This is a genomic window from Coraliomargarita sinensis, from assembly GCF_003185655.1.
In the GTDB taxonomy this organism is placed as follows: domain Bacteria; phylum Verrucomicrobiota; class Verrucomicrobiia; order Opitutales; family Coraliomargaritaceae; genus Coraliomargarita_B; species Coraliomargarita_B sinensis.
In genome coordinates this window covers 69,135-90,195 of the sequence record NZ_QHJQ01000011.1, presented here as the reverse complement: position 1 = coordinate 90,195, position 21,061 = coordinate 69,135, and the positions used below count along the sequence as shown (strand labels likewise).

General features: G+C 55.6%; 15 protein-coding genes. All 15 read left to right on the top strand.

The window, feature by feature from the left end; all coding sequences use genetic code 11:
- Positions 1 to 131 precede the first annotated feature (131 nt).
- A complete protein-coding gene (ppdK, locus tag DDZ13_RS13425; RefSeq protein ID WP_110131984.1) occupies positions 132 to 2,870 on the top strand; it encodes a pyruvate, phosphate dikinase in 2,739 nt (912 codons plus the stop codon).
- A gap of 146 nt (positions 2,871 to 3,016) precedes the next feature.
- On the top strand, positions 3,017 to 3,880 hold the full coding sequence (locus tag DDZ13_RS13420) for a response regulator (RefSeq protein WP_110131973.1): 864 nt from the start codon (positions 3,017 to 3,019) through the stop codon (positions 3,878 to 3,880).
- Between the two features lie 8 nt (positions 3,881 to 3,888).
- Positions 3,889 to 4,701 carry a GYF domain-containing protein gene (locus tag DDZ13_RS13415; RefSeq protein WP_110131972.1) on the top strand — a complete coding sequence of 271 codons (813 nt, stop codon included), beginning with the start codon at positions 3,889 to 3,891 and terminating at the stop codon, positions 4,699 to 4,701.
- Positions 4,702 to 4,721: 20 nt separating this feature from the next.
- The gene (locus DDZ13_RS13410) at positions 4,722 to 6,143 is read left to right on the top strand and encodes a YhjD/YihY/BrkB family envelope integrity protein (protein WP_110131971.1); all 1,422 of its coding nucleotides are present in this window, start codon (positions 4,722 to 4,724) and stop codon (positions 6,141 to 6,143) included.
- A gap of 79 nt (positions 6,144 to 6,222) precedes the next feature.
- Entirely contained in the window at positions 6,223 to 7,920 is a 1,698-nt protein-coding gene (locus DDZ13_RS13405) for a peptidyl-prolyl isomerase family protein (protein WP_110131970.1), read from the top strand.
- A gap of 18 nt (positions 7,921 to 7,938) precedes the next feature.
- The gene (locus tag DDZ13_RS13400) at positions 7,939 to 8,127 is read left to right on the top strand and encodes a DUF4250 domain-containing protein (RefSeq protein ID WP_110131969.1); all 189 of its coding nucleotides are present in this window, start codon (positions 7,939 to 7,941) and stop codon (positions 8,125 to 8,127) included.
- A 182-nt stretch (positions 8,128 to 8,309) separates the two neighbouring features.
- Positions 8,310 to 10,187 carry a molecular chaperone HtpG gene (gene htpG, locus DDZ13_RS13395; protein WP_110131968.1) on the top strand — a complete coding sequence of 626 codons (1,878 nt, stop codon included), beginning with the start codon at positions 8,310 to 8,312 and terminating at the stop codon, positions 10,185 to 10,187.
- Between the two features lie 25 nt (positions 10,188 to 10,212).
- Positions 10,213 to 11,583 (top strand): sulfatase family protein, encoded by a 1,371-nt coding sequence (locus DDZ13_RS13390; RefSeq protein ID WP_110131967.1) that lies wholly within the window; start codon positions 10,213 to 10,215, stop codon positions 11,581 to 11,583.
- Between the two features lie 102 nt (positions 11,584 to 11,685).
- Complete coding sequence (locus DDZ13_RS13385; protein WP_110131966.1) at positions 11,686 to 13,188, top strand: glycoside hydrolase family protein; 1,503 nt, start codon at positions 11,686 to 11,688, stop codon at positions 13,186 to 13,188.
- Between the two features lie 52 nt (positions 13,189 to 13,240).
- The gene (locus tag DDZ13_RS13380; protein WP_110131965.1) at positions 13,241 to 14,038 is read left to right on the top strand and encodes a heme-dependent oxidative N-demethylase subunit alpha family protein; all 798 of its coding nucleotides are present in this window, start codon (positions 13,241 to 13,243) and stop codon (positions 14,036 to 14,038) included.
- Positions 14,039 to 14,111: 73 nt separating this feature from the next.
- Positions 14,112 to 15,467 carry a Gfo/Idh/MocA family oxidoreductase gene (locus DDZ13_RS13375; RefSeq protein ID WP_110131983.1) on the top strand — a complete coding sequence of 452 codons (1,356 nt, stop codon included), beginning with the start codon at positions 14,112 to 14,114 and terminating at the stop codon, positions 15,465 to 15,467.
- 48 nt (positions 15,468 to 15,515) lie between these two features.
- Positions 15,516 to 16,661, top strand: coding sequence for a cytochrome P450 (locus DDZ13_RS13370; protein WP_110131964.1), 1,146 nt, complete (start codon positions 15,516 to 15,518; stop codon positions 16,659 to 16,661).
- Positions 16,662 to 16,679: 18 nt separating this feature from the next.
- The gene (locus DDZ13_RS13365) at positions 16,680 to 18,161 is read left to right on the top strand and encodes a sulfatase (protein WP_110131963.1); all 1,482 of its coding nucleotides are present in this window, start codon (positions 16,680 to 16,682) and stop codon (positions 18,159 to 18,161) included.
- Positions 18,162 to 18,288: 127 nt separating this feature from the next.
- A complete protein-coding gene (locus tag DDZ13_RS13360) occupies positions 18,289 to 19,764 on the top strand; it encodes a sialate O-acetylesterase family protein (RefSeq protein WP_110131962.1) in 1,476 nt (491 codons plus the stop codon).
- A 234-nt stretch (positions 19,765 to 19,998) separates the two neighbouring features.
- Positions 19,999 to 21,060: a hypothetical protein gene (locus tag DDZ13_RS13355; protein ID WP_110131961.1), complete on the top strand. Its 1,062-nt coding sequence runs from the start codon at positions 19,999 to 20,001 to the stop codon at positions 21,058 to 21,060.
- Position 21,061 lies beyond the last annotated feature (1 nt).

The following is a 21,061-nucleotide window of genomic DNA, read 5'->3' as shown; positions in this document are numbered from 1 at the left end:
CCCGTCTACTTGCGTTCTAATCCGTTGACAGCCATGTCGAAATGCTTTTTCAACGCCACCTTCCACGCCGAAGGCGTCCCGAGGCCGGGACAAATTCGGACCTCAACTCGATCCAGAACAAGGTCGTTCCCATGCCAGCTAAGAAAGCAAAAAAAGCACAGAAGAAGACTGTCAAAAAGACAGTGAAATACAGCTATGACTTCGGTAAGAAGACCGACGGCAGCGCTAAACTACGTGAACTCCTGGGTGGCAAAGGTGCCAACCTCGCCGAAATGGCCCGCATTGGCCTGCCGGTCCCTCCGGGTTTCACGCTCACGACAGAAGTTTGCACCTACTTCTACGCCAACGGACGCAAATACCCGGCGACACTGGCCAAGGAAGTGAAGGCCTCCGTCGCCACGATCGAGAAGCAACTCGGCAAGAAGCTCGGCGCTGAGAAGAACCCGCTCCTCCTTTCCGTCCGCTCCGGTGCCCGCGAATCCATGCCGGGCATGATGGACACCATCCTCAATCTCGGTCTGAACGACAAGACCGTCAAGGCACTTGCCAAAGAGTCCGGCAACGAGGCATTCGCTTACGACTGCTACCGCCGCTTCATCCAGATGTACGGCGACGTCGTCATGGGCGTGCAGGCCCGCAGTGAGAACGAGCACTGCCCGTTCGAAGAAACGCTGGAAAAACTCCGCAAGGAAGTCGGCGTCGAATTGGACAACGAACTCACCGCCGCCGACCTGAAAGAATTGATCAAGCGCTACAAGGCTGTGATTAAAAAGCGCACCGGCACCTCCTTCCCCCAAGACGCCTACGAGCAACTCTGGGGCTCCGTCGGTGCCGTCTTCAAATCCTGGCAGAACGAGCGCGCCATCCTCTACCGTCAGAAGTATGGCATCCCCGCCGAGTGGGGCACCGCTGTTAACGTCCAAGCCATGGTCTTCGGCAATATGGGTGAGACCTGCGCCACTGGCGTGGCTTTCACCCGCGACCCCGCCAACGGCGAGAAGGTCTTCTACGGCGAGTACCTCATCAACGCCCAGGGCGAAGACGTGGTGGCCGGTATCCGCAACGCGAACCCGATCGCCAAGCTCGCCGAGGAAATGCCCAAGGCACACGCGGAACTCGTCTCCGTCTGCAAGAAACTGGAGAAGCACTTCAAGGACATGCAGGACTTCGAGTTCACGATCGAAGATCGCAAACTCTACATGCTGCAGACCCGTAACGGCAAGCGCACCGGCCTCGCCGCAGTTCGCATCGCTTACGAGATGAACAAGGAAAAGTTCATCGATCAGAAGACCGCGCTGAAGAAGATTCCGGCCGACTCCATCTCCTCGCTGCTCGTCGCGGTCTTCGACCCGGCTGCCGAGAAGAAGGCCAAGACGCTCGCGACCGGCCTGCCCGCCGGTCCCGGTGCCGCCTCCGGCAAGATCTGCTTCACAGCGGAAAAGGCTGAAGCCGTCGCCAACAAGGGCGGCCGCGCCATTCTCTGCCGCGTCGAAACGACACCGGAAGACCTTCGCGGTATGATCGCCGCCGACGGCATCCTCACCTCCCGTGGTGGTGTCTCCTCGCACGCCGCACTCGTGGCCCGTCAGATGAACAAGGTCTGCGTCTGTGGCGCTTCCGACGTCGTGATCAACTACGGCGCCGGCACACTCAAAGTGGGCGGCAAGACACTCCGCGATGGAGATGATATCTCCATCAACGGCACAACCGGCGCGATCTACGCTGGCTCCGTCGAGACCGCACCGTCCGAAGTCAACCAAGTGTTGAACGGCAAACTGAAGGCCAAGGACAGCTACACCTTCAAGATGTACGACCAGGTCATGAAATGGGCCGACAAGCATCGTAAGCTGGGTGTCCGGACCAACGCCGACACGCCGGACCAGTCCGCCGCCGCCGTCGCTTACGGCGCCGAGGGCATCGGTCTCTGCCGCACGGAGCACATGTTCTTCGAAGGCGACCGCATCACCTACATGCGTCAGATGATTCTGGCCACGGACGAGAAGGAACGCCGCAAGGCTCTCAAGAAGCTGCTGCCGTTCCAGCGCAGGGACTTCACCGGCCTGTTCAAGGCCATGGGTGGCCGCCCTGTGACGGTCCGCCTCCTCGACCCGCCTCTCCACGAGTTCCTCCCTCACGACGAGTCTTCCAAGCGCGAGCTGGCCAACTCACTCGACGTGAATGTGGACGTGATCTCCGAGCGCGTACACGCACTGCACGAGGCCAATCCGATGCTCGGCCACCGCGGCTGCCGTCTGGGCATTTCCTATCCGGAAATCACCGAGATGCAGGCTCGGGCCATCTTCGAGGCGGCTGCGGCCTGCTACAAGCTGAAGAAGCCGGTCAAGGTCATCCCGGAAGTCATGATTCCGCTGGTTGGTTTCGCCGACGAGCTCAAGAATCAGGTCGAAATCGTCCACCGCGTCGCCGCGGAGGTAATGGAGAAGAAGAAGGTGAAATTCAAGTACCTCGTCGGTACCATGATCGAGGTGCCGCGTGGCGCCTTGACCGCCGACGAGATCGCGGAAACCGCTGAATTCTTCAGCTTCGGCACCAACGACCTGACGCAGACCGGCCTCGGTATGAGCCGCGACGACGCCGGTTCCTTCCTCGGCAAGTACAAGGAACTCGACATCATGCCGCAGAACCCGTTCGCATCGATTGATGCCAAGGGTGTCGGCCAGCTGGTCGAGATCGGCGCTGAAAAGGGCCGCAAGACCAACAAGGACATCAAGCTCGGTATCTGTGGTGAGCACGGGGGCGACCCCGCCTCCATCAAGTTCTTCCACAATGTTGGACTGAACTACGTGTCCTGCTCGCCACCGCGCGTTCCGGTCGCACGTCTGGCTGCCGCGCAAGCCGCACTCAGCTAGTCGAGATCCCCGACTCGCTTTCACGAAGCCCCTCCCGAAAAGGAGGGGCTTTTTCGTGTCAACACTTCGTAAATCAAACGGTCGGTAAAAGCTTGGATTTGCTAGATGACTCGACAACATGAAGTTTATTAGAGCCAATATCTTTCATGAAGCATTCTCTGTCCTCCATCAAGACGCTTGCTGCAGCGCAAAGTGTACTCAGCAGTGAAGCAGATCAGGTTGCCCAACTTGAGGAAGTTCTCGGCCTGATCGGGCAAACGCTCGAGGCAGACCGCGTGGGCTTGTTCAAGTTGAGCCCGGATGCAGTGCTGCTGGAACCTCTGGCCCACTGGAGCGACGAAGGTGTCAGCAAACGGGACAATACTCCTCTGGTTGTCGATGCGCTTGAAGAACTGAGCACGGGGGTCGACAATGTGATCGGCGAGCCGATCTTTCAAGAACACCACTTCACCGGGATGCTCCTGATCGAAGCGGCCGGCACCGATGAGTCATCGGAGTTGGAAGCTAGGGAATTTATTCGAAATGCGACCGTAATGCTGGCTCCGAAAGTCGCCTCCGGCATTGATGCACCGCCGCCGCCAAAGCTCCACCGACCCGACGAGGAACCAAAAGCGGATAACTCCGACGACCTGCACATCCTGATTGTTGAGGATGACGAAGCCAACCTCTTCATGATTCAGAAGTTCATCGAAAGATTCGGAGCGGTTCCACATGCCGTGCGGAACGGGCATGATGCGATTCAAATCTGCAAAGAGATCAAATTCGATGTCATCCTGATGGACCTTACCATGCCGAAGCTCGACGGGTTTGACGCGACCCGTGAGATCGTGACCGGTGCCAACCTGAATCGCAACACACCCATCATCGCCGTTACCGCCGACGTTACAGACGGCATCGAGCGACGTTGCCGAAAAATCGGCATGCAGCATTACATTGCCAAACCGATTCGCCGGGACACAATTATACGTGCCCTGACAGACCTAACCAACAAAAAGCCTGAACAGAACTAGCCTGACTTATGCCTGACTACTATATCCGCACACCTGAGCAGGACGAGTCCCGGGGGCCCTTCAACATATCGAAGTTGCTTACGCTTGCCGAAGCAGGCCAGGTCACGGAAAACACGCTCTATTACGACGAGGAAAAAGAGGAATGGGTTCCTCTGGGGCTCAATGAAGAGTTGATGGCTCAAGTCTTTCCCAAAAAAGAGAGCATTAAACTCCGGATCGGGCACGACGAGGAGAAGGAGGGATCCGAAGAAGATTCAGGCGAGGCAGGTGGCATCAGTGTCGAAAACATGCTCAAGGCCGCTGAAGCCGACACCGAAGAAACCCGCCACTTGAAACAAAGCCAAAAGAGTTTCGAACGGGCCGTGGCACTTGCTTCCATGACGCTGGGCCTAATGATGCTCTTATCGGCGATCTCGTTTATTATTCCGCACCTTGACGCGATTCAGGGCGCATCGAACGAAGGCACTTACGGCAACCTTCTCAACCATCCCTTCTTTCTCGTGGGAATGTTCGATCTCATCATGGCAGTCCTGCTACTGCTTTCAGTCACTGACATTTATCCTCTGATTCGCGGTCGCGGCATGCTGGGCCTCGGCTTCGGCGTCTATGTCGGCTGGGCCTTGAGCGATCCACTGCTCATGCTGGCTTTCGGGTTAGGCGGAGCGGGCGTCTTCCTCGCCACCATCTCGCAACGACTTTCGATTATGCTCCTCTCTATTGTTATGGGGATCGGAGGGAACGGCGCTCTTGCCTACCTGGCCCTGAACGACCGCTTTGCGGAATTCTACAGCTCGATTCTGCTCAGCCTGTTCACGCAATAAGTGCCCCCGGGGGAAGAGTTTTGCACAACAACAAATCAGGCAAAAAAACGACCCCACTGGATGAACTGAAAGTTTATGCAGACCGGACACGTGACCTCATGGGGCGGGACATCTGGGAGCTGGAACATCTCGGGCGTAAGACCGTTCGTGCGCGGCTCTATCACCTTCTGCGTATACTCACACTCACCTGGCAGGGTCTGCGACGAAATAAGATCCCCGTTCAGGCGGCGGCGCTCACCTTCTACTCCCTGATCGGCATCGGCCCCTTGATTGCGCTCGGCATTATGATTTCCGGCTTTGCCCTTGAAAAAGGTAATAATGAAATTGTGATCGAAGGCATTTATAACGCGATCGCCTTTGCCGCTCCTCAAATCGCCCTCGAAGGTGAAGGCGGCGACACCCTCTCCGATCAGATGATTGAGATCATCAATCAGTTCAGCGCTGCCGCCAGTTCGGGCACGGTGGGTGCCGTCGGCCTGATCATGCTCTTCTTTATCGGCATTCAGGTACTGTCTTCGATCGAAGGTTCATTCAATTCACTCTGGGGGGTGGACAAAGGGCGGAAGATCGGTGAACGCATCGTCACTTACTGGACCTTTATCAGTCTGGGTGCAGTCGTCGGCACTTTGTCGCTGACCCTCATCGCGGCCAATGCATTTGTCCAGATTGCCAGTGACCTGCCTTTCGGCACGACACTGGCGTCACTTATCCAGTTTTTCTCCCCGGTCATCACCTTTGTCCTGATCTCGACACTACTGGCATTTTTCTTCCGGTTCATTCCGAATACGCGAGTCGAATGGCGGCCGGCTTTCTGTGGGGCCGTACTGGTCGTCATCCTCCTGCACCTCTACAATATGTTGTCGTTCCTCTACGTGAACCGCGTGGTCCAGACGAACAGCCTCTATGGCTCGGTCGGAATTATTGTCATTCTCATGCTGGGTCTCTTCATCTTCTGGCTGCTGATTCTTTTGGGAGGACAAGTCACTTACGCCGTGCAAAATGCCGACTTCCTGACCAATGAGAATGCCTGGCAAAAAACCAGTGAGCGGGCCCGGGAGGTCATTTCGCTCGGAATACTCTTACTTGCAACCAGACGCTTCCAGTCGGGACACCCACCCATTCATTCCAGCGAATTACTTGAAAAGCTTCGCGTTCCCAGCCATATTCTGAATACGAGTATTGCCCGCCTCTGTAAGATCGGCTACCTTGTGCCCATCGAAGGAAAAAACAGCGAGGAAGAGCGGAACCGCGCCTACCAACTGGGTAAACCGGCAGAGAGTATTACCCTGGGCGACTTCAAACAAAGTATTGAAGCCTACGGCAACAACGAGGGGCTGGATATCGTGACTGCGGTTGATCCGGCAATACGGGCCTATTTGGATGAGGTTCTTTCGCTAAAGGATTGCCCCAGTGCATCGCGCAAGCTGAGTGAACTAGTATAAGCGGCTTGATCGGCCAACCAATAGGTTGACAGGGCAGTAGCCGCACCTAACCTCCGTCGGTTTCTGATTTTCCCAACTCATGATTTCTTGGATTCAACACCACCTTATTCGCCACGGGCGCTGGATATTCCTCACCCTGTTGGCCGTCATCATTATTGCCTTCGTCTTTACGATCGGCAACACCCCCGGTTGCACGACAGACCGGTCGAACTATCAGGAAAGCCTTTTTTACGGCATTGACCTGAATTCCCGTCTGGAAGCAGGTGAGATCGGGCAAAAGGTTTCGTTGAGTGCGATGCTGAACGGACAGCAATTCCGCAGCGACCAACAGTTCCAAAATGCTCTCACCGGCCGAATTGCCATGTTGAGCCTGGCCGACGAGATCGGCATCCCGGCACCAAGCCAGGAGGCCCTTGCGGAGTACATCAGAACCAAAAACGCCTTTCGTGGCCCGGACGGCAATTTCAGCACCGACAGCTATGTGAATTTTGTCGACAGCTACGAGTCCAACCCCCGCGCACCCAAAGGTCTCGTGATCAAGGCACTTGAAGAGGACTACCGTATCGAACAGGTCAATGAGGCTCTGGCAGGACCGGGCTACCTTTTGCCTGCCGAAGCATCCGCGCAGGCCCGGCAAAGCCGCACCAAACTGAGTCTCGCTACAGCCGGGCTCGCTTACAATGACTTTCAACCGGAAATCGAACCGGACGAAGCAACGCTCAAGGCTTACTACGAAGAGAACAAACAACGCTACGAGATCCCGGAACGGGTGCAGGCCAGCTATGTACTTTTCGAGTCCGAGCGCTTCACTGGCCAAGCGGATGAAGCCGACGAGGCTGAATTACGCGAACACTTCGCCGCCAACCGTGCCGACTTCGTTGCCGGGTATGAGGCCGCCAACCAGACAGATGCCAGCAGTGACGGCGAAGAGGCTGAGGCGGAAGGAGATGCTGAACCGGAAAAACAGACTGAAACTGTCACTTTCGATAAAGTTCGTGAAGCCGTTGCCCAAAGCTATGCGGAGCAGCAGGCCTCGCTGGCAGCAAATGAAGCGGCTCAGGCGTTCGCCTATCAACTCTATCGTGACAGTATTGAACTCGACTCGGCCAGCTTCAACCAGTTGCTGAACGATAACGGAGTCAGCCTGACCGAGATCGAACCATACACCGAAGCGGGTGCACGTCAGCGTGCACTCTCACCGGAAATGCTTGAATCCGCTTTTGCTCTGACCGGCAAGCGCTACTACTCCGACGCTTATGAAGTCGATGGAGGCTATGCCGTCCTCATCTACAAGGGACGTATCGAACCCAAAATCCCACCCTACGAGGATGTGGCTGCTGAAGTCGCAACGGACTACAGCACCCAGGAGAAGCGTCGTCTTTTTAACGAGAAGGGCGAAAGCCTTAAAAGCGAACTGGAAACCGCGGTATCCGAAGGCACGGCGTTCGCTGAAGCCGCCGAGTCACTCGACCTTGAAGTCACAAGCTACGAAAGCTTCGAAGTGAAGGATGCTCCGTCAGATTTGAACCGCTCCGCATTGCAACAGGCACAGTCCTTGAATGAAGGTGAAATTTCGCCCATGCTGACTTTGCGGGGCACCGGAACCTTTGTCTATGTCAAGTCGAAGGAAGTGCCTGAACTCAGCGAAGAAGATCCTGATCTGGCACAAACGCGCACCATGCTTGAACGCTGGGCCAGCTTTACCACTCGTAGCGATTTGACCAACGAACTCATCCTACGTGGGCTACCTGCGGAGAGCACAGAAACAGCCGAGTAATCCACCTGCCGGAATTATATGGATTGGACGAAGTTTGAATCCATGGATCCCCACCTCTTGGTGGGATTGGTCAACACCGAACTGCGTAACCACTCGGACTCGCTGGAGGATCTCTGCCGCTCGCACGATATCGATGTGGAGTCGCTCAAGGCGAAACTGTCCAGCGCCGATTACCACTATCAAGCGGAACAGAACCAGTTCCGTTGACTTCTAGTGTCGCAGGTCCGGAGATCTGCGGCATGAAGCACGCCGCCCGGGAAAAGTGACCCGACCAGGCGCGATGCGAACCGGACCGCATCCCAGATCCCGCATCCCTCCCACCAACTCTTGATTTTTACTCAAGTCCTTCTAATTTCCCGTCTTTTCTTCTCTAGAAATCCAATCCAATCATGAGCACACAAGCACCTGAACGCCACGAATTCCAAGCCGAGGTCAAGCAAGTCCTCGATATCGTCGTCCACTCACTCTACACGGACAAAGAAATCTTCGTCCGTGAACTGGTCTCCAACGCTTCGGATGCCACTGAGAAACTGCGCCACACGCAACTCACGGAGAAAGAAATCTTCGATGCCGACCTGGACCTGGAAATTCAGGTCACTGCCGACGAAGAATCCGGCGAAGTCACCATCCGCGACTTCGGGATCGGCATGACCCACGATGAGTTGATTGAGAACCTCGGTACCATCGCCCACTCCGGTTCGAAAGCCTTTCTGAACGCACTCAAGGAATCCGGCGAGAAAAACGAAAACCTGATCGGCCAATTCGGTGTCGGATTCTACTCTGTCTTCATGGTCGCCGAGAAGGTCGATGTCTATACCCGCAGCTGGCACAAGGATGGCGAATGCCTCCGCTGGTCCAGCGACGGTTCCGGTGCCTACGAGATCGATACGGTCGAAGGTGAGCGCCGCGGCACCCGTATCGTCATCAAACTCAAGGAAGAATACAAAGAGTTCGCCAAAAAAGACCGGATCGAAGCAATCATTAAAAAGTATTCCGCCTTTGTGCAGTTCCCGGTCAAGGTTGAGGGCGAGGAGCTCAACACCGTGGGCGCGCTCTGGCTCAAGAATAAGAGCGAGATTACCGACGAGGAATACAAGGAGTTCTACAAGTTTCAAGCCAACGCCTTCGACGATCCGCGCTTCTGGCTGCATTTTTCCGCCGACGCCCCGCTTGAAATCAACAGTATCCTCTTTGCCCCCACCGAAAACATGGAAGGTTTTGGCTTTGGGCGCATGGAGCCCGGGGTGGCACTCTATTGCCGCAAAGTCCTGATCGACAGCGATCCGAAAAATCTGCTGCCGGAATGGTTGCGCTTCGTTCGCGGTGTCGTGGACAGTGCCGACCTGCCGCTCAACATTTCCCGCGAGTCGATGCAGGACAGCTCGCTGATCCAGAAACTCAACAAGGTCCTGACCAAGCGCTTCCTCAAGACCCTTGAAGAAAAGGCGAAGAAGGAGCCTGAGGTTTACGACGACTTCTGGCAAAACTTCGGCCTCTTCCTCAAGGAAGGCGTGACCACCGACTTCACCCACCGCGACCAGCTGCTCAAGCTGCTTCGCTTCGAATCCTCCTACACCGAGGAAGGTAAGACAACTAGCTTGTCCGACTACCTGAGCCGTGCGCCGGAAGGACAAAAGGAAATTTACTATCTCTCCGGGCCAAGCCGAAGCGCCATCGAATCCGGCCCCTACTTCGAGGCCTTCAAGGCCCGCAATATCGAAGTGCTCTATCTCTACGAGCCGATCGATGAGTTCGTGATGAATCACGCCCGCGCGTTCGAAGAGAAGAACTTTGTCTCAGCCGACAGCGACGACATCGACCTGGATGCGATTTCCCCGGAAACCGATACCGACAAGCCGGAAGCACTGGCTAAGGAAGACTCCGAAGCCCTCTGCTCCTTCATCAAAGAAAAGCTGGGCGATGAAGTCAGCGAAGTCACCACCAGCGAGCGCCTCGTCGGCAGCCCGGCCATGATTGTCAACGCCGACAAGATGATGACCGCGCAAATGCGCAAGATGATGAAGGCGATGCAACAAAAGGCAGGCGGCCCGGATATGGGCGGCGAACCACCGGTCAAGCTGCAGGTCAACCCGCGCCACCCGCTGGTGAAGAACCTTGCCGGACTTCGCGATTCCGATGGCGAACTCGCCACCCTCATCAGCCGGCAGCTTCTCGACAATGCCCGCGTCGCCGCCGGTCTGCTGGAAGACCCCAGCGCCATGCTCCAGCGCAATTACGAGATCCTGGAAAAAGTGAGTGCAAAATAATTATTAGCCTGACAGCCTTAATGGCATGCAGGCTTCTGTGATTTCCAAATATGCCGGTATCGCCCTACTGCTCTGCAGCGGCGCGATATCGGCATTTTCTTTGCCACAGTCATCACCCCCAAACGTCATCCTCTGCATGACGGACGACCAGGGCTGGGGCGATACGGCCTACAACGGCCACCCCGTCTTACGGACGCCGCATCTCGACCGGATGGCTGCCGAAGGGCTTCGCTTTGATCGCTTTTATTCGGCGGCACCGGTTTGCTCACCGACCCGGGGCAGTGCGCTCACCGGTCGTCATCCCTACCGCTACGGGATTTTTTATGCGAATGTTGGAAGCATGAAAGCGGAGGAAATGACCTTGGCTGAGATATTAAAGCGCAATGGTTACGCGACCGGCCACTTTGGCAAGTGGCACCTGGGGACACTCACGACGAAAATTAAGGATTCCAATCGCGGCGGCCCGGACAACTTGGATGAATATTCCCCGCCTTGGGAAAACGGCTTCGATAGCTGCTTCTCCACAGAGGCTAAAGTACCCACCTATTGGAAAGAGGGCGACTATGAGAAATATGGCACCCGCTACTGGACCGGCCCCGGCGAGATGGTGCCTCCTACTGAAATCTCGGGCGATGACTCCAAGCTGATCATGGATCGCGCGCTACCTTTTATACGAAAACAAAGCGAAGCGGGTATCCCCTTTTTCACTGTCATTTGGTTTCATACCCCGCACCTCCCGGTCGTCTCGGCTCCACCCTATACGGACGGCTACGAGGAGCATGGGGACTACTACGGTTGCCTGACCGCGATGGACGAACAAATGGGACGACTTCGCGCCGAGCTTGAATCACTCGGTGTGTCGAAAAATACCATGCTCTGGTTCTGTTCGGACAATGGACCAGAAGGCAATGACAGCGACCCCGGAAGAACCGGCGGCTTACGCGGGCGAAAACGTAGTTTGTATGAAGGTGGCGTACGCGTCCCGGGCTTACTGGTTTGGCCTGCCATGATTAAGGAAGCTCGCCGTGTCGATTTCCCGGCCAATACAAGCGACTATTTTCCAACAATTTTGGATGCATTGGGATACCGAATGCCTGAAGCACTGGCACGCCCCTACGACGGTGTCAGCCTGTTGCCTTTGATTCGCGCTAAGGTAACGCAGCGGCCCAGCCCCATGGCTTTTGAATCCAGGCAACAACTCTCTCTCACTGGCAACCGCTACAAAGTCTATAGCAAGGATGGTGGTAAAACCTACGCCCTCTACGATCTGATTTTCGATCCTGCGGAGACGACCGACATTTCCGAAAAACAACCGGAGGTGCTGGAGCAAATGATCCACGACCTGCAAACCTGGCAAGCGTCATGCGCGGCAAGCAACCGTGGAGAGGACTACTGAAGTCAAGAAGTCACCATTTGTAATGACTGATGCAAATAAAATAACCCTCCAATTCATCTTTAGACGACCCTTTTAACCAGAGAGCTTACTTCTTACAGAATAATGAAACACTGTTTGTTGATTTCGATTCTCCTTCTTTCTTTAAACACAGTTCGATCCGCTGAGATCTGGCAGATTGAAAGCACTTTGGGGTGGCATGCAGCCAAAGCGGAAAGCGAGGGGATTGACATTCTTGGTGGCATTGCCAAACCCGACGGCAAAACGGGTCGATTTCGAAGTATCCTAAAAAGATTCCCCCATAAGGTTTCCGCCCAAACAATCACCTTCTATCAGGCACCGCTTTGGTTAAACTGGCAACCTGTCGAAAAAGTGCTCCCAAGCAGCTTGGGGGATGCCCCGGTCTTCTTAAGTCTGGGCCCTGATAATTACTGGGCCTTCGGGCTCAACGAAGCGGGAGCTAGTGAAGGAACGGACGCTTCGCTCAAAGGCTTCGACATTCCGCTGAAGACCACGGAAGTGGGAAATGTCTTCGCCGCTCCGGGTGCTTTTTCGGGCCATACCGGCGGCGGCTATCACGCTTGGCAGAGCAAAGACATGAAGCACTGGGTGCACCATGGCCAAGTCACCAACCGCCGGGCAAAGTGGACAACAACGGCAGAATATTACGACGGGAAACTCTACATTTATTACGACTTCCCCAACGACCAGGACCCTCACGTCTACGTGGATGAGGATCTGTTTGATGGCAAACCAGGCGAGGACATGGGCATGGCCTTTAAAGACCCCTCGGATGGTTCCGATTGTACCATCATCCGCGACCTGGACGGCAAGTTCCACCTGATCTACGAAAACTGGAGCCCGATCGATGCCAGCAAGCACTCCTGGGATTCCCCCTTGGCGGGTCACGCCGTTAGCGATGACGGGCTTTCCGATTTTAAGATTCTGCCGCCTGCGGTGGACGTTCGTACCGAACCGACCGGAGTCTTCAAGGAATTTGCCCACCCTCACTGGCACAAGGATGACCCCGCCAATTATCCCCAAAAGCCAGGGCAAAAGCGCGCCTTTGCCCGCTACGAGGTCCACGAACCCGAGCAGAATGCCTTTGGCGATTGGGCCGCCATCAGTATCGGTGGACAGTACTACCTCTTCGGAGATTTTCACCCCGCAGAAACACGCAAGCGACAGGAGATGAGCGTTGCCTGGTTCACCGCTTCCGACATCGATCAACCATTTGCTTTCTGCGGCAATATCGGCTCGGGCCACCCGGACCCGGACATTGGTTTCGCCGAAGGGCAATTTTATCTGCTCACACAGACAAAAAACGATTTCGTCAGCCCGGGCCCGTGGGTCGAGCGTGTCGAGACTCGTGTCGCTGTCGATACGACGGGCAATGGCCAAATCGACTATTGGTCTGACTGGCAGGAAGTGAAGGAGAACTACGATCACATCCCCGGCTTTGCCAAACAAATCAGCCGAAAGCCCGCAGCACTGGATCTCAGCCAACTACCGGAGGGCTACGGCTTCTGCTTTGAGTTCAAGGTGACCGACACCACGGAGAACAACGCCTCGCCATTGATCGAGAAAGTAAGGTTTTCCTTTGAATAATCTGGTGGAATCCTGATTCCTACAGTCTATCTCAGACAGCGCTCAAAACATCATGCCGAAGCCCTGGCAACGCACATTCAATAACAAGGGCTTTGACTGGTCATTCCGCATACGGACTGGCCAGGCCCGTGATTTCTTCTCACCGACTCCGGAAGGACCACGCATTCTCGAGCACAAAAGAAATGTCCTCAAATCTGATTCATCGCGATATCTCGCCGAATGCGAGGACGCGAAGCCACTCGTCAGACGACTGTACGAGCAAGCCGTATCATGGGGCATCCTTTCCCGTAAGGATGCACATCCGCATGACCTGCGCTCTCTCAGTCTGCAATTAGAGCCCGACATTCTTTTGGTCGATGGATCATCCCTCGCATTTCTAGCCGGCAGCGTCTGCATGCCTTCCTCCTGGAGTTTAAACCGAACTCTAGGCAAACCGGTTCACGAAGTACACGCCGCCGTCCCCAAGCTTAACGAAAAAATCGGCCAGCACATTGACCGCTTCCTGCGCAGTATTCCATCAGGCAAATCATTCTACCGGGAAAACTGGAGTATTACCCTGACCGACGAACTGGACTACCATCCGGACCTCAAGCGGCCCCGGCCAAACCAAGACACCGCAGTGGAAGATTTATATCTACGGCTGGAGCACCAACTCTTCACCTCCGTCAATTACGGGATCATCATGGCCATACGTATCGAAACAGTGCCATTTGAGTCGATCCGCAAGCATCCGCAGACTTGGAATAATTTGGCCGAAACCATCCGCAGCATGCCGGATGATGTCGCCGACTATAAGGGCATGCTTCACTACCGGGACTCCCTCGCCGAGCAGATGCAGGCAGCAAGCTGAATTTCGGAACTTAATCGGTTGATCGGCTACCGAGATAGTGACAGCCTATCGACCCTCGTTACCTATGGATAATATGCATTCCCTATCCCGACGTCGTTTCCTGAAAACCTCCGCTGCCGCAGGTGTCTGCTCGCTGCCCCTCTTCTCTATCGCCCGGGCTGGCGAGTCGGCCAACAATAAGATCAACGTCGCCGTAGTTGGCGCCGGCGGAATGGGCGGCTACGCCTACCGCCGCGCACGCGACATGGAGAATCTCGTCGCGATCTGCGATGTGGACTTTGCGCGGGCCTCCCGCGCACTGGGTAACCACCCCAACCTTCCACGCTTCAAGGACTTCCGGGTCATGCTTGACAAGATGGGCGACCAAATCGACGCCGTCGCCATCTCCACTCCGGATCATACCCACTTCCCCATCGCCATGGCTGCCATCGAACGCGGCAAACACGTCTTCGTGCAAAAGCCACTGGCCCACAATATCTGGCAGTGCCGAATGCTGCAAAAAGCCGCGACAGAAGCCGGCGTCGTCACCCAAATGGGTAATCAGGGGCACTGCATGGAGGGCATGCGACGGATCAAGGAGTGGTATGATGCCGATCTACTCGGCGATGTCAAAGAAGTGGTCACCTGGACAAACCGGCCCACTGGCCCCTGGTTTGTGCCACCGTCCAGCTTTCCGCCACCCGGCAACGAAGTTCCCGACACACTCGATTGGGATCTCTGGCAGGGGCCCGTAGCAGCGCGGCGCGAGTTCAGCCGGGCCTACGTGCCCACCCGCTGGCGCGGATGGTGGGACTATGGCGTAGGGTCCTTGGGCGACATCGGTTGCCATACCTTTGATGCACCCTTCTGGGCTCTCGATCTGGACATGCCGACCAAGGTCGAAATCGAACGCGAGACGCCCCCGCATCCGGATTACATTACCATGAGCTCGCTGGTGACTTATCATTTTCCTGCTCGGGGCAAGAAGCCACCTGTCACGCTGAAGTGGTACGAAAGAGGCTACGACGTGCCCAAGCCGGACGGTTGGCCGGCCGACAAGCCACTCCCGGAAGAAGGCGGCATGTTCATGATCGGTTCCAGGAACACATTGATGCACCCGGGAATGCGCCCACGCAGCCCGCGTATCATTCCGGAAGAACGCCGCCGTGAACTGCGCGACAAGATCTCCGGCATAGAGCGCCTGCCCAGCGGCGGCAGAGGACCGGTCGAAGAATGGTTTACCGCGATCAAGGGCGGCCCCGAGCCCGGCTCGCCTTTCGACTACGCTGCGCCACTCACGGAAATGGTCCTGCTTGGGGCCCTCGCCCAACGCAGCGGGAAGACGATCGAGTGGGATAAAGAGAACATGAAAGTGAAGGGCCAACCTGAACTTGACGCATGGATCAAAGAACCGGTCCGCGAAGGATGGGAATACGGCGAAACGGCTTAGGAGAGATACTCTCTCGCAAGTAAACTTAAATAACATACAGCTACTTTAATGCAGGACGTGCCCGACCCATTCCGCGAAGCCCGCCGCGCAGGCCCGGTCATGAAATGCCCCTTTCATGGCGAGGATATCACCATGATTTTGCGCCATGGCGATGTGCGGGCTGCCGCCAAGGACTGGCAGACCTACAGCTCCGATGCGCCCTTCCGCGTGCCCATCCCTTCAGAAGAAAAAGTCCGCAGTATTCGCCAGCTCCCCATCGAGACCGATCCACCAGAGCACACCGAATGGCGCGCCATCGTTAACCCTTTTTTCCAGCAAGCCAAAGAACCGGAGTATATTGCCCGCGTCGAATCCTTGATCAATGACTTGCTCGATCATGCCCTGAAGAAGGAAACACTGGAGGTGGTGGGCGAACTCGCACTACCTTACCAATCCCGGGCACTCACTTATCTACTCAAGGTGCCCGAGAGCGAAGCGAACACTTGGATCGATTGGGGCGTTCACGTCTTTCGCGGCGAAGGAGGCACATTTAAAAAGGGCATCGTCCTGGAGGATTACCTCAATGAACAGTTTGACCGCGCTGAAAAAAAACCCGGTGAGGACTTTTTCTCCGCATTGGTACAGGCAAACTTCCAGGGGCGTCCACTCACACGCGAGGAAATGCTGGGCTTCGGCAACCTCACTTTTGCCGGCGGGCGCGACACAATCATCCACAACGTCTCTTCCATCATCGCCTACTTCAACGAGCATCCGAGCCAACTCAGCTTTCTGCGCGAAGAACCGAAACGACTGATTCACGCCACGGAAGAGTTCATCCGTGCCTACATGCCTCTGACGCAAATCGGCCGCGTCTGCCCCGTCGATACCAACGTGCTGGGAACTCCGGTTAAGGCCGGCGAACGGATCGGCCTGGGATGGGCACCCGCTAATTTCGACGAGGCGGTCTTTGACGATCCGGAGACGATCGATCTCGCCCGCAAACCCAATCCGCATTTGTCCTTCGGCTTTGGCAAACACCTATGCCTCGGGGCAGCCCATGCCCGTCTGCTTATCCGCATTTTGCTTAAGGCACTCTCGGAACGGATTGAAGGCATTGAGGTCATTGAGGCCAAAGCGAATATTGAACACGAAAAAAGCTTCGACCGGGCCAATGGCTTTGACAGCCTTATGGTTGCACTGACCGCCCGTGTATAGATCAATTAAGACTTATTTATGAAACTGATATCACTCCTTGTCACCATTGCTCTCGCATCAACTGCCTCCGCCACCAACGTCATCTTTATCATGGCCGACGATTTGGGCTATATGGATGTCGGTTTCAATAATCCGGACACCTTCTACGACACACCCTCCTTGAACAGTTTGGCGAGGGAGTCGATGATCTTCACGGACGGTTACGCCGCCAGCCCGGTCTGCTCGCCCACCCGCTCCTCGATCATGACCGGCCAGTATCCGGCCCGCACCCGCAACACCGATTACTTTGGAGGACCGAACGGGTTCGATCATGAGTTGCCCGCGGACCTGACCGATCTCAGTCAGATGAAGTTCAAATGGATGGGCAAACGCCCGGTGCTTCCCGCTCCCTACATTCAATCATTGGACCACGACCACATCACGCTGGCCGAATATTTCCAAGCCCGCGGCTACGCCACTATGCATGCCGGCAAGTGGCATCTCGGTGACAAAGGCTCATGGCCGAAAGACCACGGTTTCGACATCAACAAGGGGGGAGTGCGTGGCGGTGGCCCCTATACCGGCGACCAATACTTTTCCCCTTACGACAACCCAAACCTGTCCGACGGGCCGAAAGGCGAACACCTGCCGGACCGCCTGGCCACCGAGGTCGCAGGATTTATCACCGAAAACAAAGACCAGCCTTTTTTCGTATATCTACCCTTTTACTCCGTCCATACGCCCTTAATGGCGCCGGACGATTTGGTCGAAAAATACGAAGCCAAACGCGAGCGCCTCGGGCTGGAACCCGCCTTTGAACCGGAATTCCCACGCGAAAACCGCACCGTGCAGGAACATGCGATTTATGCTGGTATGGTCGAAGCCATGGACTCCGCTGTCGGCAAGGTGATGCAAGCGGTGGAAGCCAACGGGCTGAAAGAGGACACTATCGTGGTCTTTTTCTCGGACAACGGTGGCCTGTCGACCTCCGAAGGTTCCCCCACGAGTAACCTGCCCTACCGTGCGGGTAAAGGTTGGGCCTACGAGGGCGGCGTACGCGAACCAACCCTGGTCAGCTGGCCGGGTAACATCGTTACGGGGACGAACAGCACACCCATTATTTCCACCGACTTCTACCCGACCCTTCTTGAACTCTGCGGCCTCGACCCTATCCCATGGCAACACAAGGACGGCACGAGCTTCGCCGAAATCCTCAAAGACCCCGAAGCGGAATTCAACCGCGAGCCTCTCTTCTGGCACTACCCGCACTGGGGCAACCAGGGCGGCATCCCCTACAGCGCCATCCGCGAGGGTGACTGGAAGCTGATCAAGTTCTACTACAAGAAGGGTATCGAACTCTACAACCTGGCCCGGGACCCGAAGGAGCAATATAACCTGGCCGAACAGCAACCCCACCTGGTGAAGACCTTATCCAGTAAACTGGAAGCGAAGCTGAAGGAAACCGACGCTATTCTTCCCATCGTGAATCCGAATCCGAAAAAGGATTTCAAGAAGTGGTAAGGAAAAAATCAAAGCCACTTTTCTCGACCCTCAAATGCTGCCCGGTTCGTTAATTATGGAACCGGCTGTCGGGCATTAAGGTCACAGTTCGCTCAAAGTTCTACATCGAAACCTAAACGAGTAAATCATGATACACCGACCCAAACATTGCATGCAGCGACTGTTGCTGTCATTCTCAATCATCCTTGGCTTGTGCTTCGGCATCAATGCCAGTGCCAAGGAAGCACCGGTCAAAGTCTATATCCTCTCCGGCCAATCGAATATGGTCGGTATCGGCCAAATCGATGGCGGCGGCTCGCGCTGGGGCAAAGAAATGATCGATCCGGTACTTTCCGTCTACCCGGGGCCCTACGATGCCGCAGCGGATTACGATAAAATGGAGCCGAGCGAAACGCTTAAGCTCGAGAGCTTTGGCGGCACCAAGCCTACGCCCTACCCCAACACCGGCGTGCAAATTGTCCGCGGCCAGGTCCAGATGCCGGAAACCGGGGTTTACGAATTCCGTCCCGGATATGGCCGTTCGGAAGAAAACATCATGGTGGTCAACGGCCAGGAAGTGTACCGCAAAGAACCGGGTGGAGAAGACAAGCACACCCCCATCAAGCTTGAGGCCGGCGAAAAGGTTCCTTTCAAGATCACTTACCTGAACAATCGTGCCAACGGCCTCGGCTGGTATGCCCGTTTGGATATTCCCGGCACACTGAAGACCGTCGTGCGTCACGACGGCAAATTCCAGTATCTCATCGATGACGACGGCAATTTCGTCCCGCGCGACGATGTCTGGTACAAGGGTGTCGTTACTGCCGGGGGCAGCGATTGGCTGAACGCCGGCTTCGGTGCGGGCAACAACGCGATCGGCCCAGAACTTGGCTTCGGTCATATGGTCGGCAATTACCACGACGAACCCGTGCTTGTGCTGAAGGCGAGCCAGGGCAACCGATCGCTGGGCTGGGACTTCCTACCACCGAACTCGGAGCGTTTCGAATACACTGACGAAGATGGTACCACTTGGGTCTATGCCGGTTACAAGGATACACCTTCCCGCTGGGAGAAAGGCACCACTCCGGAAAAACCCAGCCACAACTGGTATGCCGGCAAGCAGTACGACGATTGCTTCAATGCCGCCAAGGACGTGCTGGCCAATTTCGATAAGGAATTTCCTCATTGGGCCGGCCGCGGCTACGAGATCGCCGGCTTCGGCTGGTGGCAGGGCCACAAAGATGGCGGCGAGCAGGGTACGGGCAGTGCCAACCCCTATGCTCAGCGCTACGAGCACAATCTTGTCACTTTGATCAACACGCTGCGCAAGGAATTCAATGCACCCGACGCACCATTCGTCGTCGCCACCTGCGGCTTTGGCGGAGGTAAAAGCTGGGAGCCGGGCAGCAGCGCCGACACCATTTTCAATGCCCAGATGAATGTCAGCGCCCCTTCTAAACATCCGGAATACAAGGGCACTGTGAAGTCTGTCGATACCCGCCCCTTCTATCGCCCACCGGAAGTATCACCCCGCAATCAGGGCTTCCATTACCATGGAAATGCCGAGACCTACATGCTGGTCGGCGAAGGTATGGGCAAAGCTATGGTTGAGCTCAAAAAATAAGTTCCCATTTCACCCCATGACAGCCGGGCTCTTAAACGAGCCCGGTTTTTTGTCTCTTCCTCTACAGCGAGAGGCAACATAACCTTAAATCCATCATTCCGATATCGTCTTTCTACGTCAGAACAATTTGGTAAACTGTTTATTGAAAATATAGCTGCAGTCCTACCTATGTAGACAAAATGTTGTCATAAACGCGGTCTCCTGACACCGTTGTGAAGATATCACCTACCCCATATGAAACAATTTTTCGGAAAAAAATCACGTAGCACCCTCGCCTTGGTCATTATGGTCAGTTTCGCACTGCACATCGTGGCTGTCGTGATTTTTGGTACCATTAAATTTGTTTCCGCGGTTCTGCGCGAAGAAACGGTCTTCGAAGCAGCTCCGGTGGCCCCACCACCGCAAAAAGAGCCGGAATACACCGTTAATATTCAGCAAAGAAATGAATCCACGCCACCGCCCCGGCCACCGGCAATCGTCGTCAACAATCCGTCTGAACTCGATATCCCCGCACTCAACATTGATGTCAACGTCGACAGCAGTTCCGTATTCGGTCGCGGAGGCGGCGGATTCGGCGGCAGTGGCATTACCGGTATGCGCGAGATGGCCATGGAATTCAAACTGACCGACTTTGGATATACCGGAAAGACCGAAGGCACACTTGAAGCGACCCTAATCGACCTGAAGCGTGACCGGTCAGGCGACCCAATCAATATCAGCAGAAAAGGAACGATTCGTGAATTCACCGATGGCTCCTGGAATCTGGGTAGCTTGACGCGGAAATTCTACACGGCGGAAAATAAACTCTACGGCTCGTACTGGATGATTCCAAACGGGTCCGCTGATAAAGCGCCAAAGTCTTTCGGGGTGGAAGGCGAGATCGAGCCCAGTGGGATTGTGGCCTTCTATGAAGGGACCTACACGCCCCCAAAAGATATGCAGATACGCCTCTGCGGGATGGCTGACGACGTCTTAATCGTACGTTTGAACTCTCGCATTATTCTGGATGCCAGCTGGGAACCCGGCTACAGCGATGAAGGACTGGATGACAGCGGCCCCAACTTGCCCGGGGTACCCAAGAACATCCGCTACGGCGACTGGATTAACCTGCGCGCAGGTGAGACCTATGACTTGAAAATTCTGCTTTCCGAAATTCCCGGTGGCGCGTTTTGCTGTTTCCTCTTCTATCAGGAAAAAGACGACGAAAAACTCCGTGTTTTCTCAACCAAGGAGCTTACCGGTAAGGAAAAGCGCATTCTTCGGGATATGGGCCCAGCTGTAGCCGACGCCCTGTAAT

What these genes read in the sequence shown, in the direction of transcription:
- ppdK (WP_110131984.1), top strand. Translation starts at nt 132, where the DNA reads ATGCCAGCTAAGAAAGCAAAAAAAGCACAGAAGAAGACTGTCAAAAAG.
- DDZ13_RS13420 (WP_110131973.1), top strand. Translation starts at nt 3,017, where the DNA reads ATGAAGCATTCTCTGTCCTCCATCAAGACGCTTGCTGCAGCGCAAAGT.
- DDZ13_RS13415 (WP_110131972.1), top strand. Translation starts at nt 3,889, where the DNA reads ATGCCTGACTACTATATCCGCACACCTGAGCAGGACGAGTCCCGGGGG.
- DDZ13_RS13405 (WP_110131970.1), top strand. Translation starts at nt 6,223, where the DNA reads ATGATTTCTTGGATTCAACACCACCTTATTCGCCACGGGCGCTGGATA.
- DDZ13_RS13400 (WP_110131969.1), top strand. Translation starts at nt 7,939, where the DNA reads ATGGATTGGACGAAGTTTGAATCCATGGATCCCCACCTCTTGGTGGGA.
- htpG (WP_110131968.1), top strand. Translation starts at nt 8,310, where the DNA reads ATGAGCACACAAGCACCTGAACGCCACGAATTCCAAGCCGAGGTCAAG.
- DDZ13_RS13390 (WP_110131967.1), top strand. Translation starts at nt 10,213, where the DNA reads ATGCAGGCTTCTGTGATTTCCAAATATGCCGGTATCGCCCTACTGCTC.
- DDZ13_RS13385 (WP_110131966.1), top strand. Translation starts at nt 11,686, where the DNA reads ATGAAACACTGTTTGTTGATTTCGATTCTCCTTCTTTCTTTAAACACA.
- DDZ13_RS13380 (WP_110131965.1), top strand. Translation starts at nt 13,241, where the DNA reads ATGCCGAAGCCCTGGCAACGCACATTCAATAACAAGGGCTTTGACTGG.
- DDZ13_RS13375 (WP_110131983.1), top strand. Translation starts at nt 14,112, where the DNA reads ATGCATTCCCTATCCCGACGTCGTTTCCTGAAAACCTCCGCTGCCGCA.
- DDZ13_RS13370 (WP_110131964.1), top strand. Translation starts at nt 15,516, where the DNA reads ATGCAGGACGTGCCCGACCCATTCCGCGAAGCCCGCCGCGCAGGCCCG.
- DDZ13_RS13365 (WP_110131963.1), top strand. Translation starts at nt 16,680, where the DNA reads ATGAAACTGATATCACTCCTTGTCACCATTGCTCTCGCATCAACTGCC.
- DDZ13_RS13360 (WP_110131962.1), top strand. Translation starts at nt 18,289, where the DNA reads ATGATACACCGACCCAAACATTGCATGCAGCGACTGTTGCTGTCATTC.
- DDZ13_RS13355 (WP_110131961.1), top strand. Translation starts at nt 19,999, where the DNA reads ATGAAACAATTTTTCGGAAAAAAATCACGTAGCACCCTCGCCTTGGTC.